This is a genomic window from Kitasatospora sp. NPDC101447 (assembly GCF_044767225.1).
Taxonomy (GTDB): domain Bacteria; phylum Actinomycetota; class Actinomycetes; order Streptomycetales; family Streptomycetaceae; genus Kitasatospora.
Window position 1 is genome coordinate 74,598 of the sequence record NZ_JBIWNL010000023.1, and the last position, 18,465, is coordinate 93,062.

Sequence of the window (18,465 nt, forward strand, 5' to 3'; positions counted from 1 at the left end):
GGCAGTACTCACGGTCTCCGAGGGGGGATCATCGCAGGTCAGAGGCGGTTTAGCGGCCCCGTCCCGCGGTCGGGCGGCGATCGGACAACCCGCCCAGCCTACCGGCCCGGCGCCGTTCGGGCCTCCAGGCGAGCCCCTTCGGCGGGCCCGCACGGCCGGATTTCGATGTGACGCGGATCACGCCGGATCGCTCGTGGAACCGGGTAATCACGACCGTCGGGACGACTCTCACCGGGGTGAGGCCGCACCGACCACCCCTGCCGAAGCGCGGCCCGCACCCGACCGAAGGGACCGCCCGTGCGCACCGTCGAAGAGACCGTCCAGGCCCGCCTGATCATCTCCCCCCACCGCTCCGTCCGGCTGCGGGTCGTCCTGTCCTACCTGCCCGAGGACCCGCTGGCCGTCCGGATGACCTTCCCCGCCGAGTTCTCGCTCGACGACGACACGGAGGACGGGGCCGCCGAGGACATCGTCTGGATCTTCGCGCGCCAGCTGCTCTCCTCCGGCATCGAGGTGCCGGCCGGCGTCGGCGACGTCCTCGTCCGGCCGTCTCCCGCCCGGCGCACCACGGTCGAGCTGCGGGCCCCGGAGGGCACCGCGCTGCTCCGGTTCGACACCGCCGACCTGCGCCGCTTCCTGTGGCGCAGCCGGCTGCTCGTCCCCGAGGGCGACGAGCACCTGCACCTGGACGCCGACCGGGCCCTCGCCCAGCTGCTCGGCTGAGCGGCGGCACGGGCGGAGCGGCCGGCGCGGCCGGCACGGGCGGCAGGGCGGAGCGGCAGGAACGGGCGGCGGGGCGGACACGGCACGCGCCCCGTCCGCCCCGCCCCGCCCTCAGCCCGACAGCTTGCGCATCAGCCGGACGCCCTGCGCGGCCGTCAGGTGCGGCAGGTACGCCTTGCCGATCGCCCGGGTGATGCCGGGCAGCGCGGCCGGGTCGGGGTAGGCCATGTACATCGGCCGGTACTCCGGCTGGAACTTCGCCTTGAACGCGAGCAGCGAGCGGAAGCCGTACACCGGCTCCAGCACCTTGCCCATCCAGTCCAGCATCCGCTGCAGCCCGGTGGGCTCCTCGTCCTGCCCGGTGCGGGCCAGCGGCGCACCCGACAGCGACAGGAAGCGGGCGCCCTCCTCCTTGAAGCCGAGCGCGGCCGAGGCGATCAGGAACTCGTTGACGCCGCGGAAGCCGTCCGAACGGCGGCGCATGAAGTCCAGCGTCCAGCCGACCGGCACGCCGTCCTCGTACACCGGCATCCAGCTGGTCAGGCCGTGCACGACCCGCTGCTCGTCCACCGCGACCAGCACCCGGACGTCCGGGTCGTCCAGCTCCTCCAGCCCGCCGAGCGTGAAGCCCATCTCCGGCAGGCCCTTCTCGGAGACCCACTCCTCGGAGATCGCCCGGATCTGGTCCCGCAGCGCGAGCGGCGCCTCGGGGTACGCCCACCACTCCGCGCTGATGCCCTGCTTGCCGGCCTTGTTGAGGGCGGTGCGGATGTCCTGCCACTTGCGGCCGGTGAAGGCCAGCTCGGGCAGCGGGACCACGGTGTCCTCGGCGACCTGCACCGAGCGCCAGCCGAGCTGCGCGGCGGCCTCCCTGGTCTGCCCGCAGACGCTGTAGAAGCAGGGCGTCCAGCCGCGCGCGTCGCAGAACCGGGCGAAGCCCGCCACCGCCCGCGCCCGGTCCTCCGGGGCGCCGAACGGGTCGCCGGTGGTCAGCGCGACGGTGCCGATCACCCGGTAGGCGACACCCGCCCGGCCCTGCTCGTCGAACCAGTAGTGGTTGCCGTCCCAGGTGGTGATGAACGACAGCGTCCCGCCGCCGTGCTCGGTGAGCAGCGCCCTGGCCCGGGCGGCCGCCGCCGCGTCGGTGTGCAGCACCGGCCGGCGGAAGGCGGTCAGCAGCGCGACCAGCGCCACCACCCAGAACGCCAGCCCGCAGTAGGTCTCCAGGAAGCGCGCCAGCGGGCCGACCGCGATCGGGTAGTCCGGCGTCAGGTCGTTGTACGCGGGCGGCAGGAACTGCGCCGGCAGCCCGTGCAGCAGCCGGCGGACGTTCGCCCCGGGCTCGAACTGGTCGGCCACCAGCCGCCCGAGGCCGACGTACGCGGCCGAGGAGACCAGCGCGGCGCCGCCGAGCACCAGGGCGAGCCGGCGCACCGCGGGGCCGGACAGCCGCAGCCGGAACCGCTTGCGGGTGGCCAGCAGCAGGCCGGTGGTCAGCAGCGGCAGCAGCATCGCCTCGACGAAGTACTGCACCACGTCCCGGCTGACCGGCCCGGCGTCCAGGTACAGCCAGCCCAGCAGTGCCGTCCAGAGCAGCTCGGTGGCGATGGTGACCAGCCAGGCGAACCGCAGCCCCCGGCGCAGCCCCTCGGCGAGCACCAGCAGCAGGGCCGGGAACAGCGCGGCCATCAGCCGGCCGGGAGTGTCGAAGATCCGGACGACGGCGTGCGCGCGGGCGCAGTCGTGCGCCGACTGCGCGCAGAGGTCGGCGACCTCGTCCGGGCTCAGCCGGTGCGAGAAGTACAGCTCGGAGAAGGTGTTGAACGGGCCGCTGGCGTTGTCGTACAGCGAGGCGATCAGCGGCCCGAAGGCGGCGGCGACCAGGCAGAGCGCGACCAGCACCCGGGTCTCGGAGTGCGAGGAGCGGTGCGAGCGCAGGTACGGGCGGCCGTGGCTGAGCAGCGCGCCCGCGCCGACCCCGACCAGGGCGGCGGCGCACCGCTGGACGCTCTGCAGGTGGCCCACGTACAGCGTCATGACCAGCGGGACGAGCAGCACCAGCAGGTGCAGTCGGCGGCGCCAGAGCACGGTGAGCCGGTACCCGAGCACCCCGGCCAGGGCGAAGAGTCCGACGCCGGGGCCGACCGAGATCTGGTCGGCCACCGAGGCCGTCCACTGCTCGCCGGCCGAGGAGCCGAAGGCGACCAGCCCGACGCCCAGCAGGGTGCCGACGACCTGTCCGCCGACCAGCACCGCGAGGGTGCGCAGCCGGCCGAGCCGGTGCTCGGCGGCCGGGCCGACCAGGAGCAGCAGCAGGCTGCTGAACACGTACGAGCCGATGCCGGAGCACCAGGCCGTCGAGGTGACCGGCGACCACCAGTGGCCCTCGGCGAGCGTGGGCAGGCCCACCCCGACCCGGTCCAGCAGCCGCTCGGACGGTCCGTGGCGCAGGCTGCCGGTGGCCGCGCCGACCAGCCAGAGCCCGGCCAGCAGGGTGAGTGTCAGCGGCGCCGCGCGCAGCCGGGTGCCCAGCACGCGGGCCGCCCGTCGGACCCGCTGCGGGCGCGGCTCCTGCGTCCGGGCGACGGGCGCCCGGTCCGTGCCCCGCTCGGAGCCGCGCTGCGCGACGACCCGCTCGGACTTCTGATCGTTCTCGCCGACGGCGACGACCGCGGTCCCCGCCCCGCTCACCGGGTCAGACCGGTCTGCTGGGCGAGCCACGGGATCTGCTGGACGATGCCGGGGCGGAAGACGACCCACCCGTGGCCGCCCGGCATCAGTTCGAACTTCGCCTTCATCCCGGCCCCCTGAACCGCGCGGTAGATCTTCTCCATCTGAGGCTTGAACTCGTCGTCGGTCGCGCCGACGAGGAGCGCGACGTTGGTGTCCGTGAACTTCTTGCGGCCCATCACCTGCACCGGATCGACCGCGTCGAACTTCTTGCCGTCCCCGCCGAAGGCGGCCTTGACGGTCTGCTCCCGGGTGCCGAGGGTCGGCTCCTCCTGGCCGGACATGTCCAGGACGGTGCCGTACACGTCGGGCGCGTTGACCCCGAGCTGGAGCGCGCAGGTGCCGCCCATCGAGGCGCCGCCGATCGCCCAGGACTGCCGGCCGGTGGCGGTCTGCAGGTTCTGGTGGATCCAGTAGGGGACGTCCGACGCCAGGTAGGTCTGCGTCTTGGCGATCTTCGAGTCCATGCAGAGCGAGTTGCCCCAGGTCGAGCCGTTGTGGTCGGGCATCACCACGATCGGCGCGAGCCCGCCGTGCTTGGCGGCGAACGCGTCGAGCACCTCGTTGATCTGCCCGGAGAGCACCCAGTCCCCCGGCTGCCCAGGCTGGCCGGTGAGCATGACGACCACGGGCAGCAGCGGCCGCGGGGTGGCCTGGTAGGCGGGCGGGAGGTAGACGTACGCGTCGCGGGCCTTGAAGCCCAACCGCAGGCCGGGGATCGGCACCACGGAGACGGTGCCCTTGTCGGGCAGGTCCGCCGGGGGCTGCCAGACCTCGTCGAGCACCTTGTCCGGCGGGGCGGCCACGGTCTGATCGGCCTTGGGGACGAGCCCGTCGGTCTTGGTCAGCCACGGCGCCAGCATCACGCGCCCGCTGGGGAACTGCCCGAAGCCGATGTTGACCTCGGAGGCGGCCATCAGCAGCACCAGCCCGCTCAGGCCGAGCGCGATGCCGCGACGGCGCCAGGTGAGCCGGCCGAACCGGTAGCCGACCAGGCAGAAGCCCAGCAGGGCGACGGCTATCCACCAGGTGACGTACTCCGGTGTGCCCTCGGGGAAGGGGTGCCACCAGCCGTCGACGACGGCTTCGAGCAGCAGGCTGAGCGCGGCCGCGGTGAACAGCGCGGCGGGCAGGCGCACCCGCCACCAGGTGCGGCGGCGGCCGACGGCGAGCGCGAACAGCGCGAGCCAGCCGGCTGCGAGGACGGCGTGCGGGATCGGGCCCTCGGTGAGCGGCCAGTCGATCGGGTTCCAGCGGGTGGCGAGCGTGAGCGTGGTCATGCGGCTTTGCCCGGATGGGTGGTGTCGGCCAGGAACCCGTAGGCCACGACGTTGCCGTCGTAACCGTGCTCCTCGCTGTAGGCGCCGCCACAGGTGATCACCCGTAGTTGCGCGTCGGCGGCCTGACGGTAGACCCGATCGTCCGGGAAGTCCTTTCGGTCGTGCACTTCGATGGCGTACAGCTGGTAGACGGCGGTGGCCCCGTCCGCCCGGGCGATCTCGATCCGGTCTCCTCTACGGAGCGCGCCCAGATGATAGAAGACGGCCGGACCCGCCTTGTTGTCGACGTGCCCCGCAAGGATCGCGGTACCGCGCTGACCGGGGCTGGCCCCGCCGCGGTACCAGCCCGCCAGGTTCCGGTCCGCCTCGGGCGGGGCCTGGAGGTGGCCCTCGGCGTCCAGCCCGAGCGCGGTGACCGGGGCGTCCAGGCGGACGGCCGGAATGCGGATCCGGGTGGGCGCCGACGGCCCCAGCGGCGGGACGACGGAGACCGGCGCGATGCCGGCCTGGGCCTGGCCGACGCCCGGGGCGGGCGGCAGCACGGGCGAGCCGCCGTCGTGCAGCAGCCAGGCACCGAGCACCAGCGCGGAACCCGCCGCCAGGGTGCCCGGCCACGGGCTCCTGCTCTGCTGGACGCCCACGGGCGCTCCCCTCTGCCGACGGAATCCCGCTTCCTGGGAGTTTCCTGGGAACAATTCAACCGGATCGGACTGTAAGGCACGTCCATACGACGGTCGTACCGACACCCGCCGATCGGCAGGGCTGCCGGCCGCGTCCCTGCGCCGGGTGCACGTGCGGTCGCGGAGCGCGATGACCGCCCCCCATCGGCGGTCACCGCGGGACCACGTCCCGACACGAGCATCCGACGGTTCTACGGCCGGGATCGGTTGCGGCGTTCGGGCGATCACTTCCGACCGCCCGCTGCGCCTCTTCGACCGAATCCGCCCGCGTGCCATGCTGACGCGGTCACGGGTTCGATCCGCCGGACATCCGATCGGACCCACACTCCCGCACGTTGACGAACGCCCGATGAACGGAGTGATCATGGACGCTCTCTCCCGCCGCACCCTGCTGACGGCCGGCGCCGCCACCGCCGCCACCCTGGCGGCCGGCTGCGGCAGCAACCACGCCGGCGGCGGCGGCGAGCGGGCGACCGGTTCCACCGGCGTGGACACCGAGCAGAGCGCCACCCCCGCCCCGGCCCCTGCCCCGGCCGTGAAGCCGCAGGCCGTCCTGATCGGCGACGGCTCCACCTCCGACACCGGCGCCCAGCCGCACCAGCCCGTCCCCGAGCGGCTGCTCCCCGGGCAGCGCCCGCCACAGTTCGTGGTCTTCTCCTGGGACGGCGCCGGCGAGCTCGACAACGGCCTCTTCGGCCGCTTCCGCCGGCTGGCCCAGGAGCACGACGCGAAGATGACCTTCTTCCTCAGCGGCCTCTACCTGCTGCCCGAGGCCAAGAAGGACCTCTACCGCCCGCCGCAGCACAACGTCGGCGCCTCCGACATCGGCTACCTGAGCGACCGGCACATCCACGACACCCTGGAGAACGTGCACGCGGCCTGGCTGGAGGGCCACGAGATCGGCACCCACTTCAACGGCCACTTCTGCGGCGCCACCGGCGTCGGGAGGTGGTCCCCGGAGGAGTGGGACAGCGAGATCCAGCAGGCGATGGACTTCGTGACGAACTGGCGCACCAACACCGGCTTCACCGACCTGCCCGCGCTGCCCTTCGACTACCGCAAGGAGCTGATCGGCAGCCGCACCCCCTGCCTGGAGGGCCAGCGCAACCTGCTGCCCACCGCGGTCAAGCGCGGCTGGCGCTACGACAGCAGCGGCAACGGCACCCAGGTGTGGCCGCAGAAGATCCAGGGCGGTGCGCTGTGGGACCTCCCGCTGCAGTCCATCCCCTTCCCCGGGCACACCTTCCAGGTGCTCTCGATGGACTACAACATCATGTACAACCAGTGCGGCACCAACACCAAGGCCGACCCGGCGCTCCACCCGGGCTTCCAGGCTCAGGCCCGCGACGCCTACCTGATGGGCTTCGACCGCACCTACAACGGCAACCGGGCGCCGTACATCATCGGCAACCACTTCGAGGAGTGGAACGGCGGCATCTACATGAACGCCGTCGAGGACGCCCTCAAGGCCATCGCGGGCAAGCCGGAGGTCCGGCTGGTCTCCTTCCGCCAGCTGGTCGACTGGCTGGACGCCCAGGACCCCGCGGTGCTGCGCAAGCTGCAGACCCTGGCCCCGGGCCAGTCCCCGACCGGGGGCTGGGAGGCCTTCCTCGGCACGCCGGCGGCGCCGCCGGTCCCCTCCCCCGACACCGCCGCCACCGCTGCCGCCGCCACCACCGCCACCGCGGCCGTCACGACCGGCGCCACCGCCGGCTGACCGTCAGGACCGGGTGCGGACCCGGCCGGCGAGCAGCGCTCCCAGCAGCGCCACCCCGGCCATCACCAGCAGGATCACCGCGAAGGCGCCGGGCGAGCCGGCGCCTTCGGCCTGTTCGTGGCCGGCCGCCAGTGCGCCGCCGCCCAGCGCCGCGAACAGCACCCCGGCGAGGCCCGTGAGCAGCACGTTGCCCAGCGCGTCGCTCATCTGCAGCGCGGCCGAGTTGGCGCCGGCGTCCTCCGGGGCGGAGAGCTTCATCATCAGCACGCTGACGCTCGCGATGGCCAGGCCCATCCCGACACCGCCGATCCCCCAGGCCACCGAGGCCACCCAGGCCGGCACCGCCGGGACGAGCACCAGCGCGGCGCCCGCGATCGCCAGCGCGGTCAGCAGGAAGCCGCCCCGGATCATCGCCCCGCGGTAGCGCTCGGCCCCCGGCCGGCCCTGCAGCCAGGAGCCCAGCGCCCAGGAGAGCCCGCCACTGGTCAGGGTGAGCCCGGCCAGCGTCGGCGACAGGCCGCGCTGGGTGGTCATCATCAGCGGGATGAAGGCCTCGGCCGCGAAGAACGCCCCCGCCGCCACCCCGCGCAGCAGGATCACCGTCGGCAGCCCGCGCCCGGCCCGCAGGGTCCGCTTCGGCAGCAGCCCCAGGACGGCCGGCACCAGCAGCGCCGCCCCGGCGATCCCGGGGAGCAGGCCGATCAGGTCGCGGCGCTGGCCCGCGTACTGCAGCAGGCCCGCGCCGAGCGCCGCCATCGCGGCGAGCAGGGTGCGCCGGCGGTCGAAGTCCGCGCCCCTGAGCACCGGGTGGTCCTGCTCGGAGCGGGCCAGCGCCGGGCCCATCACGGCCAGCGGCAGCAGGATCAGCACCGGGACGGCCAGGAACACCCAGCGCCAGCCGAGCTGCTGGGTGACCGCCCCGGCGACCAGCGGGCCCACGATCGAGGGCAGCACCCAGGCCGAGGAGAAGGCCGCGAACACCGACGGCCGCAGCCGCTCCGGATAGGCCCGGCCGACCACCACGTACAGCGCGACGATCACCAGCCCGCCGCCGAGGCCCTGGATCGCCCGCCCGGCCACGAACACCCACATCCCGGGTGCCGTCCCGGCCACCAGCAGGCCGGCGCCGAACACCGCGATGCCGGTGAACAGCGGCTGCAGCGGTCCGCGCCGGTCGCACCACTGGCCGGAGACGACCAGGGCGAACAGCGTGGTGGTGAAGTAGCCGGAGAAGGCGAAGGCGTACAGCCCGAGGCCGTCCAGCTGGCGGGCCGCCGTCGGCATCGCGGTGTTGACGGCCGTCGCCTCGAAGGCGATCACCAGGACCACCGAGACGATCCCCAGCGTCAGTGCGCGGTAGCGACCGCTGAGCACCCCGCCGCCGGGGTCGTCGTCGTGGGGTATCGGTACCGGGTCGACCGAGGTGGGGGAGGCTGTGGTCATACGGAACATCGTAAGAGCCGTCTGCCCCGATGACCCCTGACCGGGGTCGGCGACCGGCTCGGCCGGTGCGACCCCGGTCAGGGGTCATCGGTCAGTGCAGCACCTTGAGGCCCACCACGCCGGAGACGATCAGCAGCAGGCAGCCGATCCGGGCCACGGTCACCGCGTCCCCCAGCGCGGCCATGCCGTAGAGCGCGGTGCCGACCGCACCGATGCCGACCCAGACCGCATAGCCGGTGCCGATCGGAATGGTGCGCATCGCGTACGCCAGGCCGCCCATGCTGAACAGCAGCGCGACGCCGAAGACGAGGGTGGGAACGAGGCGGGAGAAGCCCTTGGACGATTCCAGGGCGACCGCCCAGACGGTCTCCAGGAGACCCGAGACGATCAGAACGAGCCAGGCCATGACGGCGATGCCTCCGCAGTCCACAGCGGCCGGGTTGCCGCTGAACTGCGCCGTCTTGTCGTCACCGGGTACGACGCGCTCGTCCGGGGTGGCGGGAATTCGCCACCGGCCTTCGACCGTAGCACACATTGCCACACAGAATTTACAAAACTTCGTTGACCCCCTTCCCCCGGATCCGCCACCATGAATTCACTGGCCGTGTGCCCGAGTGGCTCAGGGAACCGTCTGCAAAGCGGTTAACGCGGGTTCGATTCCCGCCACGGCCTCCACGAAAAGGAATTGCCGGTCGACCCGGAAAAGTCGACCGGCAATTCCTTTCCGCATTTCTCCGCTCAGGCGGTGACGGCGTCCTCCGCCCGGATCGGCAGCCGGCCGACCGGCAGGCCGGTGGCCGCGCGGACGGCCGCGGCGACGGCCGCCGGGGCGACCACCGCGGGGGCGGCGCCGACCGCCTTGGCGCCGAACGGGGCGACCACGTCGCGCTCCTCCAGCAGCGCGGCGATCCGCACCTCGGGGGTGTCCAGCGCGGTCGGCAGCCGGTAGCCGGTGAGCGAGGGGTTCTGCAGCACACCGCCGGCGGTCTGCAGGTCCTCCAGCAGCGCCAGGCCCACGCCCTGGGCCACGCCCGCCTCGATCCGGTCCTCGATCTGCCGCGGGTTCAGCGCCCGGCCGACGTCCTGGGCCACCGTCATCTCGACCACCCGCACGGCGCCCAGCTCGATGTCCACGTCCACCACCGCGCGCATCGCGCAGAACGAGATGGAGACGAAGGCGTCGCCCTGCCCGGCCTCGTCCAGCGGCTCGGTGGGGTGCGGGCGGCACTGGGCGGTGGCCCAGAGCTCCTTGCCCTCCAGCGCCTCGGCGACCGGCATGCCGAGCACCCCGTCGTAGGAGGTGATCTTGCCGTCGGCGATCTGCAGCAGCTCCGCCGACATCCCGAAGTTGGCCGCGATCGGCTGCAGCAGCTGGTGGCGGACCATCAGCGCGGCCCGCTCGACGGCACCGCCGGAGACCCAGGTGTGCCGACCGCGGGCGGAGGGCCCGGCGATCGACTGGTCGCTGTCGGCCGGCGCGATGTAGACCTCGCTGACCCCCAGCACGGTCTGCACGATCTGCCGGGCCAGCGTGGCGAAGCCCTGCCCGGAGTCGACGGCCGCGCAGATCACCGTGGCGTGGTCACCGCTGACCCGCACGGTCGCGGTGGACACCTCGTCCTCGCCCTCGGCGCCCAGCATGTGCACCATGCCGACGGCGTAGCCGATGCCGCGCCGCACCGCCGCCGGGTCGCCCGCACCGCCGGGCCCGCCGGGCAGCAGCCACTCGGCGTCCGGGTCGTCCACCGGCAGGGCCGGCAGCGGCTCGTCCGCGACCGCGTCCAGCAGCGCCCGCACCGGCGCCGGACAGGTGACGGCCTGTCCGGTGGGCAGCGGGTCACCGGTGGACATCGCGTTGCGCCGGCGGATCTCCACCGGGTCCACGCCCACCCGGGCGGCCAGCTGGTCCAGCTGCGACTCGTAGGCGAAGCAGGCCTGCAGCGCGCCCTCGCCGCGCATCCGCCCGGCCGGCGGGTTGTTGGTGCGCACCGCCCAGGCGTCCACGAAGACGTTGGGGCAGAGGTACGGTCCGGCCGAGAACGCCGTCGCGGCGGCCAGCGCCTCGGCGGAGACGTCCGCGTAGGCGCCGCCGTCCAGCAGGATCTGCGCCTCAACCTTCACCAGCGTGCCCTCGGCGTCGGCGTGGTGGCGGTAGCGCAGCAGCGCGGGGTGGCGTGAGGCGTGGGTGTGGAAGGACTCCTCGCGGGTGAGGGTCATCTTCACCGGGCGGCCGGTGCGCAGCGCCAGCAGCGCCAGGGTGACCTGGAAGGAGAGGTCCTCGCGGTCGGTGGTGGCTCCGGGCACGCCGGTGACCACCAGGCGGACCCGGTCGGGCTCCAGGCCGAGGCAGGCGGCGGTGCGGTCGCGGTCGCCGTGCGGGTCGGTGGAGGACAGGTGCAGCTCGACGCCGCCGTCCGGGCGCGGCACGGCCAGCCCGGCCTCGGCGCCGAGCGGCGCCGGGTCCTGCCGGCCGACCTGGTAGAGGCCCTCGACGACGATCTCGCCGACCGCGTCCGGGTCCCCGGTGCGCAGCGGCAGGTGGCGGAAGAGGTTGCCGTCCGGGTGCAGCGCCGGAGCGGTGAAGGACTGCTCGGGGTCGGTCACGGCCTCCATGGGCTCGTAGTCGACCGCGATCAGACCGACCGCCAGCCGGGCGGTGTCCGGGTGGTCGGCGGCCACCGCGGCGACCGGCTCGCCGTGGTGGCGCACCACGCCGGCGGCCAGCACCGGCCGGTCGGCGACGACCGGGCCGGCCGGGGCGCCGTCGGGGGTGCCGTCCGGGCCGGGCGGCAGGTCGGCGGCGGTGACCACGGCGTGCACGCCGGGCAGCGCCAGCGCGGCCGAGGTGTCGATGCCGCGGATGCGGGCGTGCGGGTGCGGCGAGCGCAGCACCGCGCCCCACAGCAGCCCCTCGGCCCACAGGTCGGCCGCGTACGGGTAGATGCCGAGCGCCTTGGGCAGCGCGTCACTGCGCAGCGGGGAGCTGCCCAGTCCGAACGGCTCCGGTGCGCCGCCCTCGCCGCCGTCCTGCTGGAGTGCTGCGCCGATGTCGGTAGGCGACGTCATGATGCGTGGTCGTCCTCGGGGAGCCGGATGCCGTGGGCGGGGGTGGCGCTGTACGGGACGCCGGCCGGGGCACCGCCCTCGACCGGGGCACCGTGCGGGTGCGGGGCGTACGGGGTGCCGTGCGGCGGCGTGCCGTCGTGGACGGCGCCGGGCAGCGGGGTGCCGTGCGCGGGGGTCGGCTCGTAGACCGGGGCGTCGTAGCCGGTGTCGTAGCCGTTCTGCTGCTGGTGGCCGTCCGGGTAGGGCAGGTAGGTGCCGTGGGCGGGGGTGCCCTGGTACGGCTGCTCGGGGTAGCCCTGCGGCGGGTAGTAGACCTGGTCGTCGGCGGTCGGGGCGGGGACGGCGCCCTGGACCTGGATCGGCACCGTGTCGTAGACGCCGGTGTCGTAGCCGCCCGTGTCGTAGCCGCCCGGCACGTCGCCGTAGGGCATCCCGACCGGGGCATGGGGCTGCTCGACGGGCGGCGGAGCGACCGGATGGGTCTTGGCGGGGTGGGCCGCGAGGTGCTGCGGCTCGACGTGCTGCTGCTCGGCATACTGGGGCTCGGCGTAATGGGGCTCGACGTGCTGCTGCTCGGCGGGCGGCTGCGGGACGTGCTCGATCCACGCGTCGGCGTCGGTGTAGACCGGCGGCTCGACGGCGGGCTGGGGTTCGGCGGGCAGGGCGGACAGGGCCTCGGCGGCCGCCTCGGCGGCCTGCGCGGCGGTGGCCTCGGCCTCCTCCTCCGCCTCCTCGGCCTCCACCGCACGGGCCTCCGCGACGGTCTGCACGGCGGCCAGCACGCCCTTGTAGCCGGTGCAGCGGCAGAGGTTGCCGCAGAGCGCCTGCCGGGCCTCGACGTCGGTGGGCCGGTGGTTGCGCTGGAGCAGGTCGTGCACCGCCATCGCCATGCCGGGGGTGCAGTAGCCGCACTGCACGGCGCCGGAGGCGGCCAGCGCCTGCTGGACGTCGCTCGCGCCGCCGCCGGCCGACAGGCCCTCGACGGTGTTGATCTCGCTGTCGGCGGCCAGCGCGGCGGGCACCAGGCAGCCGGCCACCAGCTGGCCGTCCACCTGGACCGAGCAGGCCCCGCACTCGCCCTGCTCGCAGCCGTCCTTGGCGCCGGCCAGGCCGAGCCGCTCGCGCAGCACGTAGAGCAGGCTCTCGCCGATCCAGGCGTCGGTGACGGGCCGTTCGAAACCGTTGACCCGCAGCGTGTAGGAGGCGCACGGGCGCAGCTCGCGGCTGACCTGCGGGGAGAGGCCGAGCGGGTCGGCGTCGAGGGTCTCGATGGGGTCTGTGGTCACTTCAGCGCCCTTCCCAGTGCCCGTCGGGCCAGCACCGCTACGGTACGCCGCAGCCGAACGGCCGCCGCGGTCGGCCCCTCGGTCACGGCTTCCCAGGCCCCCTCGGCGCCGTAGTTGTCGGGGACGCAGGCGGTGGCCACGTACTCGCCGAAGGCGGCGTTCGCGGCCGGGTCGATCTCGCGGCTGCCGTCCCAGTCGATGCAGCCGGCCACCCAGGCCTCGGCCTCCAGCGGGCGCAGCGGCACCGGGGCGACGGCGCCGACGGCGCAGCGCACCGAGCGCCGGGCGGGGTCGAGGACGAGGGCGACGGAGGCGGTGGCACGGGCCGGGCCGCTGCGGCCGGTGGCCTTGAGGAAGACCTGCGGGGCGTGCAGCAGCGGGACGCGCACCCAGGTGAGCAGTTCGCCGGGGCGGACCGGGTCGAGGCCGGTGAGCAGGTGGCTGACCGGCACCTCGCGGCTGGCGCCGGCCCGGGCGAGGGTGACGGTGGCCTCCAGCGCGGTGAGCACCGGGAGGGTGTCGCCGGCCGGGGCGGCGCTGACGATGTTGCCGCCGAGGGTGCCGACGTTGCGGACCTGCGGCGGGCCGGCGGTGCGGGCGGCGTCGGCGAGGGCGGGGATGAGCGCGGCGAAGTCGGGGCGGTCCATCCGGGCGTGGGTGAGTCCGGCGCCGAGCACGGCGGTGCCGCCGTCCTCGTAGCGCCAGCCGCGCAGTTCGGTGATCCGGCCGAGGCCGACCAGGGCGGCGGGGCGCAGCCGTCCGGCGTTGACGGCCTCCATGAGGTCGGTGGCTCCGGCCACCGGTACCGCGGCCGGGGCGGCGGCCAGCGCGTCGACGGCCTCGTCGAGCGAGGCCGGCAGCATGATCGTCCGGTTCACCTGGGTCCCACCGTGCTCCACTTGCTCATCGATCGCCTGCCGCCCGCGGCCTTGGGCCGTGGTGTCCGCGTCAGCAGCCCGGCCTGGCCCGTAGGGTACGGGCGATCGGGCCGGGTTGGGCAACTCTGGCACACAATGCTCGATGATCATTTCGGGGCCGCTGAACGGGACTGCCCGATTGGGACCGTTACCGGGCGGTATCTGCCCCGGCCCGGATGGGGCCAGGGCAGATGTTCATCTGTTCTTGACGTCCGACGACCACTCAGAAGTTCCCGGCGGGTGGCACCCGTACCCGTCGCCGCCTCCCGTGGACAGCAGTGCGACGCCCCGGCGACGCCCTCGCCTACCGCACCGGCGGCGGGCCCTCGATCGGCCGGCCGGCCACCCCGGGGCGGCGCTGCCAGGGCAGCGGCCCGTCCGCCGGGCGGTACTCGACGCCGAGCGCGTCCAGCGCCTTCAGGTGCGTGGCCAGCCGCCGTTCGAAGCCGGCGAAGTCGCGCTCGGCCGGGCGGACGGGCAGCTCGGACCAGGCGACCTCGGCGAAGGCGACCAACCGGGGGAAGGCCCGGTAGTCGATGTCCCGGGCGCTGTCCGCGAACTCGCTCCACAGGTTGGCCTGGGTGCCGATCACGCGCCGCGCCGCGGCCCCGTCCAGCTGCGGGGGCACCGGCTCGAAGCGGTAGACGTCCTCCAGCGTGCGCACGAATCCGACCGGGATCGGCTCGTCCGGCCCGTCCGCCTGCCGGTGGTCGAAGTAGACGTGCTGCTCGGGGCACATCACCACGTCGTGCCCGGCCTTCGCGGCAGCGATCCCGCCGCCGAAGCCGCGCCAGGAGGAGACGGCCGCGCCCGGGGCGAGCCCGCCCTCCAGGATCTCGTCCCAGCCGATCAGCCGGCGGCCGCGCTCGGCGAGCCAGCGGTCGAAGTGCCGGATGACGTGGCTCTGCAGCTCGTCCTCGTTGGCCAGGCCCAGCTCGCGGATCCGGGCCTGGGCGGCGGCGCTGTCCTTCCACTGCTCCTTGGGGCACTCGTCGCCGCCGAGGTGGACGAACTCGGACGGGAAGAGCTCCAGCACCTCCTCCAGCACCCCCTCGAAGAAGCGCAGGGTCTCCTCGGAGGCGTTGAGCACGTGGTGGCTCACCCCCCAGTCCGTCCAGACGCCGAGCGCGGTGGTGTCCACCACGTCGGTGTTGCCCAGTTCGGGGTACGCGGCGACGGCGGCCTGGGTGTGGCCGGGCAGGTCGATCTCCGGGACGACGGTCACCCCGCGCGCGGCCGCGTACGCGACGATCTCGCGCAGGTCGTCCTGGGTGTAGTAGCCGCCGTGCGGGCGGTCGTCGCGCCGCTGACCGGAGCGGTAGCCGACCATCGAGCGCTCCCGCCAGGCACCCCGCCGGGTCAGCCTCGGGTAGCGCTTGATCTCCACCCGCCAGCCCTGGTCGTCGGTCAGGTGCAGGTGCAGCACGTTGAGCTTGTGCGCGGCCAGCAGGTCGACGAAGCGCAGCACGTCCGCCTTGGGCAGGAAGTGCCGGGCGACGTCGAGCAGAGCGCCGCGCCAGCCGAACCGGGGTGCGTCCTCGATGTCGGCGCCGGGCAGCACCCAGCCCTCGTGGCGCAGCGGCGACCGCCGGTAGGCGTCCGGCCCGAGCAGCTGCCGCAGGGTCTGCGCGGCCCAGAGCGCGCCCGCCGGGCCGCCCGCGGCGAGCAGCGCGTGGCCGGGGCGCACCGTGATCCGGTACGCCTCGGCGGCGAGCGCGTCGTCCAGGACCAGTTCGATGCCCGCGCCCGGCCGGCCGGGGCCCAGGGGCAGCCCGGTGGCGGCGGACAGCGTGCCGCGCAGCCAGCGCTCGGCGTCGGCCAGCGCGGGCGGTGCGGTCAGCGTGGTGGCGGCGTCGAGCGGGAAGTCCTCGTCCGGGCGGCGGACGGCACTCGAAGGTGCGGGAATGAGGTCCATTCCGACATCCTGCCCACGCCCGGAACGATTGGCATAGACCACCGCGCGATCGCGGTGCCATGCAAAACGGCCCTGCGGGACCGCGGACTACTTGTCGTCGCCGTCGCCGCCCTGCGGCTTGCCGATGCCGTCGTAGATCTCCTTGCACATCGGGCAGACCGGGTACTTCTTCGGGTCGCGCCCGGGCACCCACACCTTGCCGCACAGCGCCACCACGGGAGACCCGGAGAGGGCGCTCTCCATGATCTTGTCCTTCTGGACGTAGTGCGCGAAGCGCTCGTGGTCGCCGTCCCCGTTGGACACCTGCGGGACGGGCTCGACCAGGGTGCCGGTGCCGAGGCCGCGCTCGGGCTCAAGAGTGCTCATGAGTGCCAAGTCTATGGGCGCCCCGGGAAACCGGGCCAGTGTCGCGCCGCGGGGCCCGTTCCTCAGTTCATCGTGGGGTCGTCCGGGTAGGTCGCCAGCAGGGCGAGCGGACCGCGCTGGCGGCGCAGCACCGAGCGCCACAGCCGCTCCGGCTCGGGGCTGGAGACGTCCCCCGGCTCGCAGTCCACCAGGAACCAGGCGCCGCTCTCCAGCTCGGCCTCCAGCTGCCCGGGCGACCAGCCGGCGTACCCGGCGAAGATCCGCAGGCTGCCCAGTTCGCCCGCCAGCACCTCGGGCGGCGCCTCCAGGTCCACCAGGCCGATCGCGCCGTGCACCCGCCGCCAGCCCAGCGGCTCGCCGGTGCCGGGCTCCCCGGGCGCCACGGCGAGGCCGAGCGCCGAGTCCAGCGCCACCGGCCCGCCCTGGAACACCACGGCCGGCTGCCCGACGAGCCTGCCCCAGCCGTCCAGCACGGCGCCCACCTCGACCGGCGTCGGCCGGTTGAGGACCACACCGAGCGCCCCCTCGGCGTCGTGGTCGAGGAGGAGCACCACCGCCCGCGCGAAGTTCGGGTCGGTGAGCAGGGGCGTCGCGACGAGCAGACGGCCGGTGTGGGACCGGCCTCCGTGCGAATGGGCCGCCGTCATGCCTCACATGATCCCGCAGAACGGCCGCTCGGACACCGCAACGCGCGAAACCCCGCCACGCCGAACGAACACCCGTACGGGCGCACCGGCGGGCGCCGCCGACCCCGGAGAGAGCACCATCACGGGAGAGGCTCACGGGAACCATCGGGACGCCCACTACCATCTACGTCTGGTGGACGCCCTTATGCGGTGCCGACTCGGTCACACCGGGGGCCCGAACGCGCCCGTACGACCGGTCCACCACCGGCTCTCTACCGGAGCCCTTCCCCAACTCCTCTGGCACCCCGGATTGCGAGAACGATGACCGACGACGTCCTGCTGGTCCACGGCGGAAACCCGCTCGAAGGCGAGATCCGCGTCCGCGGTGCGAAGAACCTGGTCCCCAAGGCCATGGTCGCCGCCCTGCTCGGCCAGGGCCCCAGCAGACTGCGAAACGTCCCGGACATCCGCGACGTCAAGGTGGTTCGCGGTCTGCTGCAGCTGCACGGCGTGACGGTGCGCGCCGGCGACGAGGACGGCGAGCTGATCCTCGACCCCTCGCACGTCGAGAGCGCCAATGTCGCCGACATCGACGCACACGCCGGTTCCTCGCGGATTCCGATCCTCTTCTGCGGCCCGCTGCTGCACCGCCTCGGCCACGCCTTCATCCCGGGCCTCGGCGGCTGCGACATCGGCGGCCGCCCGGTCGACTTCCACTTCGAGGTGCTGCGCCAGTTCGGCGCCACCATCGAGAAGCACCCGCAGGGCACCTACCTGGTCGCCGCGCAGCGCCTGCGCGGCACCAAGATCGAGCTGCCCTACCCCTCGGTCGGCGCGACCGAGCAGGTGCTGCTCACCGCGGTGCTCGCCGAGGGCGTCACCGAGCTGCGCAACGCGGCCATCGAGCCGGAGATCGTCGACCTGATCTGCGTCCTGCAGAAGATGGGCGCGATCATCACGCTGGGCACCGACCGGACCATCCTGATCACCGGTGTGGACGAGCTGAACGGCTACACCCACCGTGCGCTGCCGGACCGCCTGGAGGCCGCTTCCTGGGCCTGCGCGGCGCTCGCCACCAAGGGCGACATCTACGTCCGCGGCGCCCGCCAGCTGGAGATGATGACCTTCCTCAACACCTTCCGGAAGGTCGGCGGCGCCTTCGAGGTGGACGACGAGGGCATCCGCTTCTGGCACCCGGGCGGCGAGCTCAAGGCGATCGCCCTGGAGACCGACGTGCACCCCGGCTTCCAGACCGACTGGCAGCAGCCGCTGGTCGTCGCGCTGACCCAGGCCACCGGCCTGTCCATCGTCCACGAGACGGTGTACGAGTCGCGGCTCGGGTTCACCGGCGCACTGAACCAGATGGGCGCGCACATCCAGCTCTACCGCGAGTGCCTGGGCGGTACCCCGTGCCGCTTCGGCGCCCGGAACTTCCTGCACTCCGCGGTCGTCTCCGGCCCCTCCAAGCTGATGGGCTCCGAGCTGGTCATCCCGGACCTGCGCGGCGGCTTCTCGTACCTGATCGCGGCGCTGGCGGCCGAGGGCACCTCGACCGTGCACGGCATCGACCTGATCAACCGCGGCTACGAGAACTTCATGGACAAGCTCCGTGACCTCGGCGCCCACGTCGAACTGCCCAGCGAGCAGCTGGTCGACGCCTGATCAGCGGCCCGACGCACGGCGAGAGGCCGGGCTCCCCACGCGGGGAGCCCGGCC

General features: G+C 73.9%; 14 protein-coding genes, 1 tRNA gene and 1 riboswitch. Of the genes, 4 read left to right on the plus strand and 11 right to left on the minus strand.

Going from position 1 to position 18,465, the window contains the following annotated elements; translation table 11 throughout:
- Nucleotides 1-297 precede the first annotated feature (297 nt).
- Nucleotides 298-723 (plus strand): SsgA family sporulation/cell division regulator, encoded by a 426-nt coding sequence (locus ACIRST_RS27860; RefSeq protein ID WP_402805159.1) that lies wholly within the window; start codon nucleotides 298-300, stop codon nucleotides 721-723.
- 111 nt (nucleotides 724-834) lie between these two features.
- On the opposite strand, the gene ACIRST_RS27865 is transcribed toward ACIRST_RS27860, so the two are convergent.
- Genes ACIRST_RS27865 through ACIRST_RS27875 form a run of 3 tightly spaced genes read right to left on the minus strand, consistent with a single transcriptional unit; the run spans nucleotide 835 to nucleotide 5,374 of the window.
- Nucleotides 835-3,414 (minus strand): bifunctional lysylphosphatidylglycerol flippase/synthetase MprF, encoded by a 2,580-nt coding sequence (locus tag ACIRST_RS27865; RefSeq protein ID WP_402805161.1) that lies wholly within the window; start codon nucleotides 3,412-3,414, stop codon nucleotides 835-837.
- The gene (locus ACIRST_RS27870; protein ID WP_402805164.1) at nucleotides 3,411-4,733 is read right to left on the minus strand and encodes an alpha/beta hydrolase; all 1,323 of its coding nucleotides are present in this window, start codon (nucleotides 4,731-4,733) and stop codon (nucleotides 3,411-3,413) included. The genes ACIRST_RS27865 and ACIRST_RS27870 overlap by 4 nt, the downstream gene beginning before the upstream one ends.
- A complete protein-coding gene (locus tag ACIRST_RS27875; protein WP_350521779.1) occupies nucleotides 4,730-5,374 on the minus strand; it encodes a class F sortase in 645 nt (214 codons plus the stop codon). Before ACIRST_RS27875 ends, ACIRST_RS27870 begins: the two co-directional genes overlap by 4 nt.
- 403 nt (nucleotides 5,375-5,777) lie before the next feature.
- Here ACIRST_RS27875 and ACIRST_RS27880 point away from each other — a divergent pair, with 403 nt between their 5' ends.
- Nucleotides 5,778-7,130 (plus strand): hypothetical protein, encoded by a 1,353-nt coding sequence (locus tag ACIRST_RS27880; protein WP_402805167.1) that lies wholly within the window; start codon nucleotides 5,778-5,780, stop codon nucleotides 7,128-7,130.
- A 3-nt stretch (nucleotides 7,131-7,133) separates the two neighbouring features.
- Here ACIRST_RS27880 and ACIRST_RS27885 read toward each other — a convergent pair whose 3' ends face one another.
- A complete protein-coding gene (locus tag ACIRST_RS27885) occupies nucleotides 7,134-8,573 on the minus strand; it encodes an MFS transporter (protein WP_350521777.1) in 1,440 nt (479 codons plus the stop codon).
- A gap of 91 nt (nucleotides 8,574-8,664) precedes the next feature.
- Nucleotides 8,665-8,979 carry an SMR family transporter gene (locus ACIRST_RS27890; protein WP_350521776.1) on the minus strand — a complete coding sequence of 105 codons (315 nt, stop codon included), beginning with the start codon at nucleotides 8,977-8,979 and terminating at the stop codon, nucleotides 8,665-8,667.
- Between the two features lie 44 nt (nucleotides 8,980-9,023).
- A riboswitch (guanidine-III (ykkC-III) riboswitch) is annotated at nucleotides 9,024-9,089 on the minus strand.
- A gap of 84 nt (nucleotides 9,090-9,173) precedes the next feature.
- Here ACIRST_RS27890 and ACIRST_RS27895 point away from each other — a divergent pair.
- A tRNA-Cys gene (locus ACIRST_RS27895) sits at nucleotides 9,174-9,248 on the plus strand.
- A 63-nt stretch (nucleotides 9,249-9,311) separates the two neighbouring features.
- On the opposite strand, the gene ACIRST_RS27900 is transcribed toward ACIRST_RS27895, so the two are convergent.
- From ACIRST_RS27900 to ACIRST_RS27925, 6 genes are all read right to left on the minus strand, one after another.
- On the minus strand, nucleotides 9,312-11,639 hold the full coding sequence (locus ACIRST_RS27900; protein ID WP_402805170.1) for a xanthine dehydrogenase family protein molybdopterin-binding subunit: 2,328 nt from the start codon (nucleotides 11,637-11,639) through the stop codon (nucleotides 9,312-9,314).
- The gene (locus tag ACIRST_RS27905; RefSeq protein ID WP_402805172.1) at nucleotides 11,636-12,925 is read right to left on the minus strand and encodes a 2Fe-2S iron-sulfur cluster-binding protein; all 1,290 of its coding nucleotides are present in this window, start codon (nucleotides 12,923-12,925) and stop codon (nucleotides 11,636-11,638) included. Before ACIRST_RS27905 ends, ACIRST_RS27900 begins: the two co-directional genes overlap by 4 nt.
- Nucleotides 12,922-13,788: an FAD binding domain-containing protein gene (locus tag ACIRST_RS27910; RefSeq protein WP_350521914.1), complete on the minus strand. Its 867-nt coding sequence runs from the start codon at nucleotides 13,786-13,788 to the stop codon at nucleotides 12,922-12,924. Before ACIRST_RS27910 ends, ACIRST_RS27905 begins: the two co-directional genes overlap by 4 nt.
- 358 nt (nucleotides 13,789-14,146) lie before the next feature.
- Nucleotides 14,147-15,757: a beta-N-acetylhexosaminidase gene (locus ACIRST_RS27915; RefSeq protein WP_402805175.1), complete on the minus strand. Its 1,611-nt coding sequence runs from the start codon at nucleotides 15,755-15,757 to the stop codon at nucleotides 14,147-14,149.
- 87 nt (nucleotides 15,758-15,844) lie between these two features.
- Nucleotides 15,845-16,123, minus strand: coding sequence for a DUF3039 domain-containing protein (locus ACIRST_RS27920; protein ID WP_350521773.1), 279 nt, complete (start codon nucleotides 16,121-16,123; stop codon nucleotides 15,845-15,847).
- Between the two features lie 62 nt (nucleotides 16,124-16,185).
- On the minus strand, nucleotides 16,186-16,770 hold the full coding sequence (locus ACIRST_RS27925) for a YqgE/AlgH family protein (protein ID WP_350521772.1): 585 nt from the start codon (nucleotides 16,768-16,770) through the stop codon (nucleotides 16,186-16,188).
- Between the two features lie 300 nt (nucleotides 16,771-17,070).
- On the opposite strand from ACIRST_RS27925, the gene murA reads away from it, so the two are divergent.
- Entirely contained in the window at nucleotides 17,071-18,411 is a 1,341-nt protein-coding gene (murA, locus tag ACIRST_RS27930; RefSeq protein ID WP_350521771.1) for a UDP-N-acetylglucosamine 1-carboxyvinyltransferase, read from the plus strand.
- Nucleotides 18,412-18,465 lie beyond the last annotated feature (54 nt).

What these genes read in the sequence shown, in the direction of transcription:
- ACIRST_RS27870 (WP_402805164.1), bottom strand. Translation starts at nt 4,733, where the DNA reads ATGACCACGCTCACGCTCGCCACCCGCTGGAACCCGATCGACTGGCCG.
- ACIRST_RS27880 (WP_402805167.1), top strand. Translation starts at nt 5,778, where the DNA reads ATGGACGCTCTCTCCCGCCGCACCCTGCTGACGGCCGGCGCCGCCACC.
- ACIRST_RS27885 (WP_350521777.1), bottom strand. Translation starts at nt 8,573, where the DNA reads ATGACCACAGCCTCCCCCACCTCGGTCGACCCGGTACCGATACCCCAC.
- ACIRST_RS27890 (WP_350521776.1), bottom strand. Translation starts at nt 8,979, where the DNA reads ATGGCCTGGCTCGTTCTGATCGTCTCGGGTCTCCTGGAGACCGTCTGG.
- ACIRST_RS27900 (WP_402805170.1), bottom strand. Translation starts at nt 11,639, where the DNA reads ATGACGTCGCCTACCGACATCGGCGCAGCACTCCAGCAGGACGGCGGC.
- ACIRST_RS27910 (WP_350521914.1), bottom strand. Translation starts at nt 13,788, where the DNA reads ATGCTGCCGGCCTCGCTCGACGAGGCCGTCGACGCGCTGGCCGCCGCC.
- ACIRST_RS27915 (WP_402805175.1), bottom strand. Translation starts at nt 15,757, where the DNA reads ATGGACCTCATTCCCGCACCTTCGAGTGCCGTCCGCCGCCCGGACGAG.
- ACIRST_RS27920 (WP_350521773.1), bottom strand. Translation starts at nt 16,123, where the DNA reads ATGAGCACTCTTGAGCCCGAGCGCGGCCTCGGCACCGGCACCCTGGTC.
- ACIRST_RS27925 (WP_350521772.1), bottom strand. Translation starts at nt 16,770, where the DNA reads ATGACGGCGGCCCATTCGCACGGAGGCCGGTCCCACACCGGCCGTCTG.
- murA (WP_350521771.1), top strand. Translation starts at nt 17,071, where the DNA reads ATGACCGACGACGTCCTGCTGGTCCACGGCGGAAACCCGCTCGAAGGC.